The sequence below is a fragment of the Stenotrophomonas sp. CCNWLW162 genome, from assembly GCF_037203745.1.
GTDB lineage: Bacteria > Pseudomonadota > Gammaproteobacteria > Xanthomonadales > Xanthomonadaceae > Stenotrophomonas > Stenotrophomonas maltophilia_AQ.
Map to the genome: position 1 here is coordinate 314,009 of NZ_JBBCBL010000004.1, position 12,381 is coordinate 326,389.

13 protein-coding genes are annotated in these 12,381 nt (G+C 66.2%); 11 read left to right on the forward strand and 2 right to left on the reverse strand.

Annotation, left to right across the window (positions count from 1 at the left end):
* Positions 1 to 16 precede the first annotated feature (16 nt).
* Positions 17 to 505 (forward strand): NUDIX hydrolase, encoded by a 489-nt coding sequence (locus tag V9K93_RS13595; protein WP_046986291.1) that lies wholly within the window; start codon positions 17 to 19, stop codon positions 503 to 505.
* A gap of 30 nt (positions 506 to 535) precedes the next feature.
* Here the strand turns inward: V9K93_RS13595 and V9K93_RS13600 are convergent, their stop codons facing one another.
* Positions 536 to 1,186, reverse strand: a complete 651-nt coding sequence (locus V9K93_RS13600; protein ID WP_046986292.1) for a class I SAM-dependent methyltransferase — start codon at positions 1,184 to 1,186, stop codon at positions 536 to 538.
* 344 nt (positions 1,187 to 1,530) lie between these two features.
* Here V9K93_RS13600 and V9K93_RS13605 point away from each other — a divergent pair, with 344 nt between their 5' ends.
* The 10 genes from V9K93_RS13605 to V9K93_RS13650 all read left to right on the forward strand — a co-directional run bounded on the left by V9K93_RS13605 (position 1,531) and on the right by V9K93_RS13650 (position 11,392).
* Positions 1,531 to 2,145: a CDP-alcohol phosphatidyltransferase family protein gene (locus V9K93_RS13605; RefSeq protein ID WP_012511419.1), complete on the forward strand. Its 615-nt coding sequence runs from the start codon at positions 1,531 to 1,533 to the stop codon at positions 2,143 to 2,145.
* A gap of 22 nt (positions 2,146 to 2,167) precedes the next feature.
* Complete coding sequence (gene phaE, locus V9K93_RS13610) at positions 2,168 to 3,247, forward strand: class III poly(R)-hydroxyalkanoic acid synthase subunit PhaE (protein ID WP_046986293.1); 1,080 nt, start codon at positions 2,168 to 2,170, stop codon at positions 3,245 to 3,247.
* The gene (phaC, locus tag V9K93_RS13615) at positions 3,244 to 4,311 is read left to right on the forward strand and encodes a class III poly(R)-hydroxyalkanoic acid synthase subunit PhaC (protein ID WP_046986294.1); all 1,068 of its coding nucleotides are present in this window, start codon (positions 3,244 to 3,246) and stop codon (positions 4,309 to 4,311) included. The genes phaE and phaC overlap by 4 nt, the downstream gene beginning before the upstream one ends.
* Before the next feature lie 53 nt (positions 4,312 to 4,364).
* Positions 4,365 to 4,736: a YfeK family protein gene (locus tag V9K93_RS13620; protein ID WP_046986298.1), complete on the forward strand. Its 372-nt coding sequence runs from the start codon at positions 4,365 to 4,367 to the stop codon at positions 4,734 to 4,736.
* Between the two features lie 65 nt (positions 4,737 to 4,801).
* A complete protein-coding gene (locus V9K93_RS13625; RefSeq protein ID WP_006374017.1) occupies positions 4,802 to 5,005 on the forward strand; it encodes a PspC domain-containing protein in 204 nt (67 codons plus the stop codon).
* Entirely contained in the window at positions 5,002 to 5,454 is a 453-nt protein-coding gene (locus tag V9K93_RS13630) for a hypothetical protein (RefSeq protein ID WP_046986295.1), read from the forward strand. Before V9K93_RS13625 ends, V9K93_RS13630 begins: the two co-directional genes overlap by 4 nt.
* Positions 5,455 to 5,837: 383 nt before the next feature.
* A complete protein-coding gene (locus V9K93_RS13635; protein WP_337302708.1) occupies positions 5,838 to 6,053 on the forward strand; it encodes a hypothetical protein in 216 nt (71 codons plus the stop codon).
* Positions 6,054 to 6,260: 207 nt separating this feature from the next.
* Entirely contained in the window at positions 6,261 to 8,648 is a 2,388-nt protein-coding gene (locus V9K93_RS13640) for a Tex family protein (RefSeq protein WP_337302709.1), read from the forward strand.
* 207 nt (positions 8,649 to 8,855) lie between these two features.
* Positions 8,856 to 11,045 carry a PAS domain S-box protein gene (locus V9K93_RS13645; protein WP_136638190.1) on the forward strand — a complete coding sequence of 730 codons (2,190 nt, stop codon included), beginning with the start codon at positions 8,856 to 8,858 and terminating at the stop codon, positions 11,043 to 11,045.
* A gap of 62 nt (positions 11,046 to 11,107) precedes the next feature.
* Complete coding sequence (locus V9K93_RS13650; protein WP_046986760.1) at positions 11,108 to 11,392, forward strand: hypothetical protein; 285 nt, start codon at positions 11,108 to 11,110, stop codon at positions 11,390 to 11,392.
* On the opposite strand, the gene V9K93_RS13655 is transcribed toward V9K93_RS13650, so the two are convergent.
* Positions 11,366 to 12,325, reverse strand: a complete 960-nt coding sequence (locus V9K93_RS13655; RefSeq protein ID WP_337302710.1) for a right-handed parallel beta-helix repeat-containing protein — start codon at positions 12,323 to 12,325, stop codon at positions 11,366 to 11,368. The genes V9K93_RS13650 and V9K93_RS13655 overlap by 27 nt on opposite strands.
* Positions 12,326 to 12,381: the final 56 nt, after the last annotated feature.

A 12,381-nucleotide genomic window follows, 5' to 3' on the forward strand; every position in this document is an offset into this window, starting at 1 on the left:
GCCGCTGGATGCTGCCATGCCGTATACCCCGATCGTCGCCACCCTGGGCTACGTGCTGTCGCCGGATCGTCGCCAGGTGCTGATGATCCATCGCAACACCCGTCCCGGTGACCACCACCTGGGCAAGTACAACGGCCTGGGCGGCAAGATCGAACCGACCGAAGACGTGGCCGCCGGCATGCGCCGCGAGATCGCCGAGGAAGCCGGCATCGACTGCATGGACATGCGCCTGCGCGGCACCATCAGCTGGCCGGGCTTCGGCAAGCATGGCGAGGACTGGCTGGGCTTCGTGTTCGTCATCGACAGCTTCGAGGGCAGCCCGCATGGGGGCAACCACGAGGGCACCCTGGAATGGGTGGATGTGGACAAGCTCGACCAGCTGCCGATGTGGGAGGGTGACCGCAACTTCCTGCCGCTGGTGTTCGACGCCGACCCGCGCCCGTTCCATGGCGTGATGCCGTACAAGGACGGCCGCATGGTGAGCTGGTCCTACAGCCGGCTGTGACCCGGCTCGCCGGGCCATGCCCGGCGAGCATTACCGCCGTTGCGCCAGCAGCAGATGGAAGTGCTTCTCGCGAACCTGCCCGTCATTGCCGGTCGCGGTTTCCCGATGACTGCGCCAGGCCGAGACAGTGAAGCCGGATACGCGCAGGGCCAGTTCCACCGCGTCCAGCTCGTGCAGCTGGAAGTCGCTGGCAAATGGCAGGCTGCGCATGAAGGCCGCGTCACCGAAGGCCAGGCACAGCCGGCCACCCCGGCGCAGCACCCGCGCCAACTCGTCGAGCACCGGCGCCAGGTGCGGCCAGAAGTACAGGGTATTGACCGCCAGCGCGGCGTCCATCGAGGCGTCGGCGACCGGCAGAGCATGGGCGTCGCCATGGCGCATCGCGGCACGCCCAGCCAGTCCGGCACTGGCCAGGCGCTGGTTGCCGGCCTCGACCATGGCCGGGGACAGCTCGATACCCAGATAGTGGCTGCCGGCGGCCTGTAGCAGCTGTGGCGCGAATGCAGCGTTGCCCGGACCGATCTCCAGGATCCGTTCGCCGGCGGAGGCGGCCAGCAGCCCGATCGCGGCCTGATTGAGCGCGCCGTTGCTGCGATTCATCGCGTCGGCCACCTCCAGCGCAGCCTCGCCATGGGGCTGCCGCAGCTGTGCGGCCAGGGTAGGAGCATCCAGCATCATCATCGTCCGTTGCAGAGTTTCGGACGTGGCGACGGCGGGTCCGCCGGTGACCATAGCGCCGACCCTGCGGCTTGGGAAGTAGGGAAACCCCGCTTCGGGGTGATGAGGAAATGTCCAGCGTCGCAGTCGGTGAGATCTGGTTGTCCACAGGGGGTGTGGATTACGCGTGGGCAACTTTGTGGATAAGCGTCGACAGGCGCCACCCCCCTAGGCTGTCAAGATGGGTGGCGAAAAATTCACCGCCAGTGAGGACAGGTGAGGGAGCGGTGAAGGGTGGTCCCTGCCGCCGCTGTCGCCAGCAGCGGTGCTCGCGGTAACCTGTGGGCCTTGATGCTCCGTGAGACCCCATGAAACGTCACTTCTCGATGCTGCGCGAATTCCAGCTGGCCGACTGGTTCACCCTGGCCAATGCTTTCTGCGGCACCGGTGCGGTCTTCGCCGCGATGCGCTTCCTGCAGGACGGCGAGCGCGGCTATCTGCTGTTCGGCATGGCGCTGATCCCGCTGGCCTTCATCTTCGATGCACTCGACGGGCACATCGCGCGCTGGCGCAAGTCCAGCTCCACCCTGGGCCGGGAGCTGGACTCGCTGTCCGATGTGATCTCCTTCGGTGTGGCGCCGGCGGCGCTGGCCTATGCCTGCGGCATGCAGGGCGGCTGGGACTGGCTGGTGCTGAGCTACTTCGTCTGCTGTGGTGTCAGCCGCCTGGCCCGCTACAACGTCACCGCCGAGGCACTGGCCGGCGACGAGGGCAAGGTCAAGTATTTCGAGGGCACGCCGATCCCGACCAGCCTGCTGCTGGTGATCGTGCTGGCCATCGCCGCCGGCACCGGCGCCATCGGTCAGGACATCTGGTTCGGCCAGTGGCAGATCGGGCCGTGGCAGCTGCACCCGATGGTGCTGCTGTTCGCCCTGTCCGGGTCGCTGATGATCAGCAAGACCCTGCGCATCCCCAAGCCATGAGCCAGCCCTGCGGAGGCCTGCGATGACCAGCTCGGCCCACGACCCCGGCAGCAGTGATTTCGAGACCCTGGCCCGGCAGTACTTCGGCGCCTGGGGCGACGCGCTGCGTCACGCGTCCACCCCGGGTGCACCGGCCGGTGACGACCCCGGCAGCTGGCGGCGCCTGTTCGACTGGTGGGGCCAGCTGCTGCCCGAGCAGGGACCGGGTGCACCGGAAGATGCCGTGCGCCGCTTCCGCGAACAGGCGGGCAGCTGGTACGGCACCATGCAGGAAGTGGCTGCGCGCTTCGCCGGCCGCGATGCCAGCAGCGCCGAAGTGGCCCAGGCCTGGCGCGAGGCGGTGCAGGGGCAGGGCGATGGCATGCTGCAGTGGATGCTGCAGGGCGCCCGTGGCAGCACCCACGCCGGCGCCGCCGTGCCCGAGTTCGCCGCGTGGCTGCAGCAGTTCCAGTTGCAGGCCGGCCCGTGGCTGCAGAGCCCGGCGTTCGGCCCCGGCCGCGAGCACCAGGCGCGCTGGCAGTCCCTGCTGCGTGCGCAGGATGAATACCAGCAGCATTCACGCGCCTACGTCGATCAGATCAAGCAGGCACTGGACGAGGCCTTTGCGCTGTTCGAGCAGCGCTTGGCCGAGCACGAGCAGCCGGGCAGCCAGCTGACCAGCGCCCGGGCGATGTTCGACCTGTGGATCGAAGTGGCCGAGGAGGCCTACGCCAAGGTCGCCATGTCCGAACCGTTCCAGCAGGTGTATGCCGCGCTGGGCAATGCACAGATGCGCCTGCGCGCCGGCCTGCAGCGCGAGGTGGAACAGATGAGTGAACGAATCGGCCTGCCGACCCGCAGCGAGATGGACGCCGCACACCGCCGTATCGCCGAGCTGGAGCGCAGCCTGCGCCGCCTGCAGGCACAGGTGGCGGTGCTGGCCGGTACCGCCGAGGTGGATCCGGTGGCGCAACCGGCGCCGGCGAAGGTGAAGCCGGCCGCGCGCAAGGCTGCGAAGAAGACGGTGCCCGCAAAGAAGGCGCCTGCGAAGAAGTCGTCTGCGAAGAAGTCGTCTGCGAAGAAGGCCGCACCTCGTACTTCCACTCGGGCGCGTGACCGATGAAGGGGCCGCTGGGTTTCAACGCCGATGACCTGATGCAGGAAACCTTGGCCATGCAGCGCAAGCTGATGGAAGGGCTGAAGCTGCTGCCGCAGGTCGAAGATGTTGATTACGGCGTGACAGCCCGCGAGGAGGTCTGGCGCGATGGCAAGGTGGTGCTGTACCGCTTCGTCGGCGAACAGGCGCCGACCCGGCGCACGCCGCTGCTGATCGTCTACGCGTTGGTCAATCGGCCGTACATGGTCGATCTGCAGGCCGACCGTTCGCTGGTGCAGAAGCTGCTGGCGCTGGGCCAGGACGTGTACGTGCTGGACTGGGGCTACCCGGACCGCTCCGAGCGCTTCCAGACCCTGGAGGACTACCTGCTGCGCTACATCGATGGCGCGGTGGATGCGCTGCGTGCGCGCAGCGGCGGTCCGGTGGACATGCTGGGCATCTGCCAGGGCGGCGTGTTCGCACTCTGCTACGCCGCGCTGCGCCGGCAGAAGCTGGGCAAGCTGATCACCATGGTCACCCCGGTCGATTTCCACACCGCCGACAACATGCTTTCGCATTGGGCACGGCAGGTGGATGTAGACCTGCTGGTGGATACGCTTGGCAACATCCCGGCTGATCTGATGAATGCCAGTTACCTGATGCTCAAGCCGTTCCGCCTGAACGTGCAGAAGTACGTCGGCCTGCTCGACATCCTCGATGACAAGGCGGCGCTGGAGGATTTCCTGCGCATGGAGAAGTGGATCTTCGATTCACCAGATCTGGCGGGCGAAGCGTTCCGCGACTTCATCAAGCAGTTCTACCAGGGCAACGGGCTGGTGAACGGCACGGTGCGGATTGGCGAGGAGGCGGTGGATCTGTCGAAGGTGACCCTGCCGGTACTGAACATCTACGCCGAGCAGGACCATCTGGTGCCGCCGGATGCCTCGCGTGCGATGCGTGGGCGCTTGGGCACTGACGATTACACCGAGTCCAGTTTCCGCGGCGGGCACATCGGTATCTATGTTTCCGGGCGTGCACAACGCGAAGTGCCGGCGACGATCGATGGCTGGCTGAAAGCGCGCGACGTGTAAGGCTTGCTTCGCTTTTGTAGAGTCGAGCTTGCTCGACTGCCTGGAGAATGATGATGTCGCAACGGATTTCGATGATGCTTGCTGCGCTGCTGCTGGCAGCGCCTGTCGCCCATGCCGCTCCCGGCCCGCAGGCGCAACGGGAGATCGCGCAGCTGATCTCCAGCCTGGACGGCTCCCAATGCCGCTTCCAGCGCAATGGCAGCTGGCACGATGGCAGCGATGCGCGCGCGCACCTGCAGCGCAAGTACGACTACCTGCTGAAGAAGGACATGGTGGACAGCGCCGAGCAGTTCATCGAGCGTGCGGCCAGCCAGAGCAGCATGAGCGGCAAGCCCTACCGCATCCAGTGCCCGGGGCAGCCTGAACAGACCGCGGCCGCCTGGTTCGGCGCACGCCTGCAGGCCCTGCGCCACCGCACGCCGTAGACATAGGGGCGGTGTAAAGTCGAGCCGTGCTCGACTGCTTTTTCCCGTAGCCCAGGAGAACCGCCATGAACACCACGCCGCGCACGCTGTCGCGTTCATTGAACGACCGCATGATTGCCGGCGTGATGGGCGGCATCGCCCACCGCTTCGGCTGGAACCCCACGCTCGTGCGGATCGTTTTCGTGCTGGTCTCGATCGGCTCGGCGGCCTTCCCTGGCATCCTGGTCTACCTGATCCTGTGGCTGCTGATTCCCAACGAGGCCGATTGAAGACTCCCGTGACGCCCTGGCCGATCTGGCTGCGCGCGCTGCAGGTGCTGGGCGCGGTCTGGACGTCCCCCAATTCCCTGCTCGGCGTGATCGGTGGCCTGGCCGGCATGCTCGGTGGCGCGACATTACGCTGGAGCGGCCGTGACTGCGCACTGGTGTTCGACCGCTGGCCGTGGGGACCAGGCGGGGCGATCACCCTGGGCAACGTGATCCTGCATACCGGTCATGACCTGGGCATCTCCTGCCGCACCTATGCGCATCAGGCGGGGTGGGGCGTGGAGCCGCTGATCCGGCTGGATGACCACGAACGCGCGCACGTCTACCAGTACATGGTGCTGGGGCCGCTGTACCTGCCGGTATACCTGCTGTGCGGCGGGGTGAGTGCGCGCAACCCGTTCGAGCGCGCGGCCGATCATTTCGCCCGGTTCGGGCACGGCTGGTGGCCGTAGTTTCCAGCCAACGGCGCAGCCCCTCGTGGGCGGTGATGCTCGGTCGTCAAATACAAAACCCTCGCGCTGGTCGGTCGGGTTGGGTTCACGGCGTCCCCGCCAGCCCCACCCACCCGGCCAGCTCACAGGAAACCGGCTTTCCGCGATCATCCCAAACCAACCACGAGGGGCTGCGCCGTTGGCTGGAAACCCCCGATTCGTTAGTCGGAAGTTAAAGATCCGTAAGCATTCTGCTGCGATCCCGCAGTCATCTGCATGCAACCGATCGTCATTAGCCTTCGTGACGTTCCAGTCAGGTTCGACGCGGTAAGCTCTCTCTCGATGAGCTCGCAGCATCGCTCATCGAGCGCAGTACGCAGTAGCAATTTGGAGGAAGACATCACATGGCAATCGTTCTTTATGTCGGTGGTAGCAAGGATGGCGAGAAGGGCGTGGTGCCCTACGGCTTCAGCAAATCCCGCGCCGACACCGCGCTGGGGCCGGAGTTCTACACGGAGCGGTTCATGGAACTGCAGGGTATCGGCAAGGTCCGCCTGATGGCCCTGGAAAGCATGCGTGACGAGATCGTCATGCAGCGTGCCGCCCGCCACTACCGCTGACCTTCGCAACATGCGGCAGGGCGCGCCAACCATCGTGCGCCCGCGCCGGCATCCCAGCCCAGGGCCAGTCCGAGCCCTCTCTTTGCCAGGATGCCGGCGTCCAATCCGGTCCCGCCGCTGAACCTCGCCCCCTGTCAATGCCTTGTCCGGCTCCGTCGTGGATTGCCAGAATGGGGTCTTCCCGTATCGCGGCACAGACCTGAAGCAATGCACGACGCCAAGAACGCCCAGAGCGCGCTCGCCCAGCAGATCGCCCAGACCATCGCCGACGAGATCGGTGCCCAGTCCACCCAGGTACACGCCGCTGTCGGCCTGCTCGACGAGGGCGCCAGCGTCCCGTTCATCGCGCGCTACCGCAAGGAAGTGACCGGAGGCCTGGACGACACCCAGCTGCGCAACCTGGAAACCCGCCTCACCTACCTGCGTGAGCTGGAAGACCGCCGCGCGGCCGTGTTGTCCAGCATCGGCGAGCAGGGCAAGCTCAGCGACGAGCTGCGCAACGACATCCTGGCCGCCGATACCAAGAGCCGGCTGGAAGACCTGTACCTGCCGTACAAGCCCAAGCGCCGTACCCGTGCACAGATTGCCCGCGAGGCCGGCCTGGAACCGCTGGCCGATGGCCTGCTGACCGACCCGACGCAGGACCCGCAGGTTTTCGCCGCCACCTTTGTCGACGCCGACAAGGGCGTGGCCGACACCAAGGCCGCGCTGGAAGGCGCGCGCGCGATCCTGATGGAGCGCTGGGGCGAAGACGCCGCGCTGGTCGGTGAACTGCGTACCTGGCTCGGCGAAACCGGGGTGATCCGTGCCCGCGTGGCCGAGGGCAAGGAAACCGAAGGCGCCAAGTACCGCGATTATTTCGAACATGCCGAAGCGCTGGCGAAGATTCCGTCGCACCGCCTGCTGGCACTGTTCCGCGCACGCCGCGAGGAAATCCTGTTCCTGGAGCTGGACCCGGGCAGCGATGCCGAGGCTGGCCACCAGTACGCGGAAGGCCGCGTGGCGCGCAAGGCCGGCATTGCCGACCAGGGGCGCGCTGGCGACCGCTGGCTGCTGGATGCCTGTCGCCTGACCTGGCGCGCCAAGCTGCATACCCATCTGCTGCTGGACCTGTTCAACCAGGCCCGCGAAAAGGCCGAGGCCGAAGCCATCGCGGTGTTCGGCGACAACCTGAAGGACCTGCTGCTGGCGGCTCCGGCTGGCCCGAAGACCGTGCTCGGGCTGGACCCGGGCATCCGTACCGGCTGCAAGATCGCCGTGGTCGATGCCACCGGCAAGCTGGTCGCCACCGACACCATCTACCCGCACGAACCCCGCCGTCAGTGGGAGCAGTCGCTGCAGACCATCAAGCAGCTGTGCGCCAAGCACAACGTGGAACTGATCGCGATTGGCAACGGCACCGCCAGCCGTGAGACCGACAAGCTGGCCGGAGAGGCGATCAAGGCCGCGGCCAACCCGAAGCTGCAGAAGGTGGTGGTCAGCGAGGCCGGTGCTTCGGTGTACTCGGCCTCGGAGTTCGCGGCCAAGGAATTCCCGGGCCTGGACGTGTCGCTGCGCGGTGCGGTGTCGATCGCCCGGCGCCTGCAGGATCCGCTGGCCGAGCTGGTGAAGATCGAGCCCAAGGCGATCGGCGTTGGCCAGTACCAGCACGACGTGGATCAGTACCGCCTGGCACGGGCGCTGGACGCACGCGTGGAGGACTGCGTGAACGCGGTTGGCGTGTACGTGAACACCGCTTCGGCCGCGCTGCTGTCGCGCGTGTCCGGCTTGTCAGCGACGGTGGCCGAGAACATCGTGCGCCATCGTGACGACAACGGCCCGTTCAAGCGTCGCAAGGACCTGCTGAAGGTCGCGCGGTTGGGCGAGAAGACCTTCGAGCAGTGCGCCGGCTTCCTGCGCATCGCCGATGGTGACCAGCCGCTGGATGCCTCGGCGGTGCACCCGGAAGCCTACCCGGTGGTCGAGCGCATCGTTGCCAGCACCGCGCGCCCGATCAAGGCGCTGATCGGTGATGGCAGCTTCCTGCGCGGCCTGAAGGCAGAACAGTTCACTGACGACACCTTCGGCGTGCCGACCGTGCGCGACATCCTCAAGGAACTGGAAAAGCCGGGCCGCGATCCGCGTCCGGAGTTCAAGGCCGCCCGCTTCGCCGAGGGCGTCGAGGACATCAAGGATCTGCGCGAAGGCATGGTGCTGGAGGGCGTGGTCAGCAACGTTGCGGCCTTCGGCGCCTTTGTCGATATCGGCGTGCACCAGGATGGCCTGATCCACATTTCGGCGCTCTCCGATACGTTCGTGAAGGATCCGCGCGACGTGGTCAAGGCCGGCGATATCGTCAAGGTGAAGGTGCTGGAGGTGGACGTGGCGCGCAAGCGCATCGCCCTGACCCGGCGCTTGGACCACACCCCCGGCCAGGCCACCAGCCGCCCGGGCCAGCGCGATGAGCGCAATCAGGGCCAGGGGCCACGTCGTGACGCGGGTGGCCAGAACCGTGGCCCCAACCGCAGCCCGGGCAATGGCGGCCGTGGTGGCCAGTCGGCGGCGCCGGCCAACAATGCCCTGGCAGACGCCTTCGCCCGCGCCAAGCGCAGCTGAGGAGCGTGTCCCCCGTCACGGTTGATCCGGGGCGGGGGACTTGTCGATTTTCCCCGTGATTGCGCACACTTGCGCCTGAGGGGGGCGTGTGGCCTCCCCGCTGTCTCTGGGGAGGGCCATGACGCCAGCACGACCCGTCGTCTTCATTGACGTCTGCAGCGCCCTGCTGCGGCCGGAGGCTGCCTGCGCGTCCCGGGGAACGGGTTGATGGCCGGCCAGGGAAGCAACGGCAACGGGCTGCTGGAGCGGCGCCTGCAGGAGCTGGCTGAAGAACGCCGCCGGCTGGCGATGATCATCGACGGCACCGCCGCCGGCACCTGGGAATGGAACGTGCAGACCGGCGAGATGCGGGTCAACGCGCGCTGGGCCGAGATCGTCGGTTACCGGCTGGAAGAATTGGAGCCGGTGTGCCAGAAGACCTTCCTGACATTGGTCCATCCCGACGATATCGCCCTGTCCGATGCGGCGCTCGAGGACCATTTCGAGGGCCGCAGCGACAATTACGTCTGCCTGTTGCGCATGCGCCACAAGAACGGCCAGTGGATGTGGATCCACGACCGTGGCCGCGTGTTCGAATGGGACGGGCAGGGGCGGCCACTGTGGATGGCCGGTGCGCATGCTGATGTGACCGAACTGCAGCAGGCACGCCAGGATGCGGCCGAGACCCGGCAGCGACTGCAGGCGGTGGTCGACGCCTCCGACGAGGTTGCGGTGATCGCCACCGATATCGACGGCACCATCACCCTGTTCAATACCGGCGCACAGCGCCTGCTCGGCTACGCCGCCGAGGAGGTGGTTGGCCATCGGCGCCTGGATGCGTTCCATGACCCGGACGAGCTGAGCGCCTGGCTGCAGCCGCTGGCGGGCGACGACGGCGAGGTACCTGGCGTGTTCGAGGCGCTCAGTGCCCGTGCCGATGGGCAGACCTATTCGCGGCAATGGACGCTGCGCCGCAAGGACGGCCAGTCACGCCAGGTCCGCCTGTCGATCAGCCGCATGGATGGCGCCGACGGCACGCGGATCGGCTACGTCGGCATGGCGATCGACATCACCGAGATCCTGCAGGCGCGCGCCGAAGCACGGCTGTCGGCGGAGAAGTTCGCCGGTGCGTTCACCTCGGCTGCATTGGGCATGGCACTGGTGTCGCTGGAAGGGCGCTGGCTGGACGTCAATGACGCGCTGTGCCGGATCCTCGGCTATCCACGCGAAGAACTGCTGCAGGTTGATTTCCAGCGCCTGACCCACCCCGATGACCTGCAGACCGACCTGGCTCTGGTGCAGGATCTGCTGGCCGGGCGGCGCAGCCACTACCACCTGGAGAAGCGTTACCTCGATCGCGACGGCAAGGTGATCTGGGCGCGGCTGTCGGTTTCGCTGGTGCGCAGCGAGCGTGGTGAACCTGTGCATTTCGTGTCGCAGATCCAGGACATCAGCGCCCAGCGCAGCAGCGAGCAGCGCTTGTTCGAAAGTGAGCAGCGCAGCCGCATTACTCTTGATGCGGTCGCCGACCTGGTGCTCAGTGTCAGCCTCGATGGCCGCATCGACTATGCCAATGCGGCCGCGGTGCGTACCTTGGCCGGTGATGGTGCGCTGTCGCTGGCCGGGCACAAGGTGCAGGACGTGCTGGCGTTGACCACCGAGTACGCGCCTGGATCGGTGCTGGATGTCTCGGTGCTGCTGGATCCGGAAAGCAACGCAGTGGACCTGCATGCCGACCTGCTGTTGCGGCTGGGCACGGCGACCATACCGGTGGACCTGACCCGCGCCTGGCTTCGCGATGACGAAGGCCATGTACGCGGTGCGGTGTGGGTGCTGCGCGACGATACCCAGCAGCGTGCACGCCAGCGCGAGGCGCGTCACCTTGCCGAAATCGATCCGTTGACCGAGCTGAGCAACCGACGCGGCTTCGAGGTGCACCTGCAGCAGGCGATCACCCGTGTCGAGCGCACGGGCCAGGCCGCGTCGTTGATGTACATCGACCTGGATCGCTTCAAGCCGGTCAACGACACCTGGGGCCATCTGGCCGGTGATGCGGTGCTGTGGGCGGTGGCCAGCGTGCTGCGCCATGGCGTGCGTGATTCGGATGTGGTGGCACGGCTGGGGGGGGATGAGTTCGCGGTGATCCTGTCCGGCTGTACGCCGCGGCGTGCCGCGCGTATCGGCGGCGAACTGCTGCATACCCTTGCGTCGCTGTCGATTCCGTGGGACCAGGACCGCCTGCATGTCGGGGCCAGCATCGGCATCGCGCCGCTGGCGGGCGGCATGAGCGTGGACCAGGCGGTGGCCGCCGCCGACGCCCAGTGCTACCGGGCCAAGGCGATGGGACGCAACAACGTGCAGGTGCAGGGTGAGGCCAGTGAGCTGCCCGGCGACGACGCGGATGCGGCCGAAGGCTGATCTCAGCCTGTGAGAGGACACGCGCGAATACTGCGCGCACATCCACTCATGCAGGTGATCCCATGAAGGTCTGGAACCCGGTTGCGATGCGGGCCTACGCCCCGGCGATGGTTGGCTGGTGCCTTGCGCTGGCGGCCTGCCTGCGTCTGGAAGAAGTGCGCGACGATCTGCACGCGCAGGCATTGCTGCCGGTGCTGCAGGGCGGTGCCATCGCCCTGCTGGTGTTCACGCTGTCCTGTATCGGCGGGGCCAGCATCGTGTTGTGGCGGGCGGGCCGGAAGGAGGTACCGCCTCATACTCTTGATGCTCAGGCCCACGCTTCACGGGAAGGCGCAGAGATCACCTGAAGGCAAAGAGATGTTACCTGTCGATAGAACGCCTGCAACACCACCCTTTGCATTGATGCCGTTGCAGTTTCCAACACCCAAGCGACGATTCTGAATGAACCGGTTGGAGCGGAATGTGGCCGTGGTACCACCCGATGTCTCAAACACCGCCCCACCATAGTTCGCACCGCTTACAGCATTGTTTTCTGCAAGAAAGCGCTGTGAACCCTGTACGACGTCGATACCCCATTCACCAGGGCGTTCGATCACCGAGTTCTTGATGGTGCAGTCGATGCAGTTCACCAGATAGATGGCGCTGGCGCCGGAGTCGATGACGCGTGCGCCATCAATCATGACGTTGCTCGAGTTGTAGATGGCCATCTCGCCATCGCCCCCCGGGCCATCCTTTCGGCCGGTCAGCTGTCCATAGAGGATGGTGACGTCGCGGGAATCGGTGATCCACAGATTTGGGTCCGCCACATTGTTGCCTGCTATGCCGTTGGCACGCATGAAGGTGTCCCATATATCCACACCTTTCCCGCCCACGACACCAGTGCTGATCTGGAAGCCGACGATATCGAGGCTCCAAATGATGATGCGGTCCTGATGATAGGCCAGTACACCGAAGTTTCCGCCTGCACCGGTGGACAACGTGAAATTGTGCAGCATGGTGCCGCTGCCGAGCCCGATCGCCTTCTGTGGGGAGCCATGGGCGGAGATCAAGACGTCGGCCATGCTCGCACCCAATCCCTCGATGGTCGTGCCGGAGGGAACTTCCAGTGGTGCAGGGCCAGTGACGTAGGTGCCAGGCCGCAGGCAGATTTTCTTGCCAGGTGCGGTGGCCACTGCGGCAGCAAGGTTACCACCACTGTCGAGAGTGAGATCGCATGCCGAGGCCTGCGCGGCACCGGCCAGGCCTATGGCAAAGAGTACGGCGGAAATGCGTTGTTTCATTATGGGTTCCTTCCGTGGAGTGGTTGAAGTTGCATCCAAGATACCGCAGCCGACCG

Coding starts and splice junctions, on each gene's coding strand:
- V9K93_RS13600 (WP_046986292.1), bottom strand. CDS start 1,186: ATGATGATGCTGGATGCTCCTACCCTGGCCGCACAGCTGCGGCAGCCC.
- V9K93_RS13650 (WP_046986760.1), top strand. CDS start 11,108: ATGAAGGTCTGGAACCCGGTTGCGATGCGGGCCTACGCCCCGGCGATG.
- V9K93_RS13595 (WP_046986291.1), top strand. CDS start 17: ATGCCGTATACCCCGATCGTCGCCACCCTGGGCTACGTGCTGTCGCCG.
- V9K93_RS13625 (WP_006374017.1), top strand. CDS start 4,802: ATGAACACCACGCCGCGCACGCTGTCGCGTTCATTGAACGACCGCATG.
- V9K93_RS13655 (WP_337302710.1), bottom strand. CDS start 12,325: ATGAAACAACGCATTTCCGCCGTACTCTTTGCCATAGGCCTGGCCGGT.
- V9K93_RS13620 (WP_046986298.1), top strand. CDS start 4,365: ATGTCGCAACGGATTTCGATGATGCTTGCTGCGCTGCTGCTGGCAGCG.
- V9K93_RS13640 (WP_337302709.1), top strand. CDS start 6,261: ATGCACGACGCCAAGAACGCCCAGAGCGCGCTCGCCCAGCAGATCGCC.
- V9K93_RS13645 (WP_136638190.1), top strand. CDS start 8,856: ATGGCCGGCCAGGGAAGCAACGGCAACGGGCTGCTGGAGCGGCGCCTG.
- V9K93_RS13605 (WP_012511419.1), top strand. CDS start 1,531: ATGAAACGTCACTTCTCGATGCTGCGCGAATTCCAGCTGGCCGACTGG.
- phaE (WP_046986293.1), top strand. CDS start 2,168: ATGACCAGCTCGGCCCACGACCCCGGCAGCAGTGATTTCGAGACCCTG.
- phaC (WP_046986294.1), top strand. CDS start 3,244: ATGAAGGGGCCGCTGGGTTTCAACGCCGATGACCTGATGCAGGAAACC.
- V9K93_RS13635 (WP_337302708.1), top strand. CDS start 5,838: ATGGCAATCGTTCTTTATGTCGGTGGTAGCAAGGATGGCGAGAAGGGC.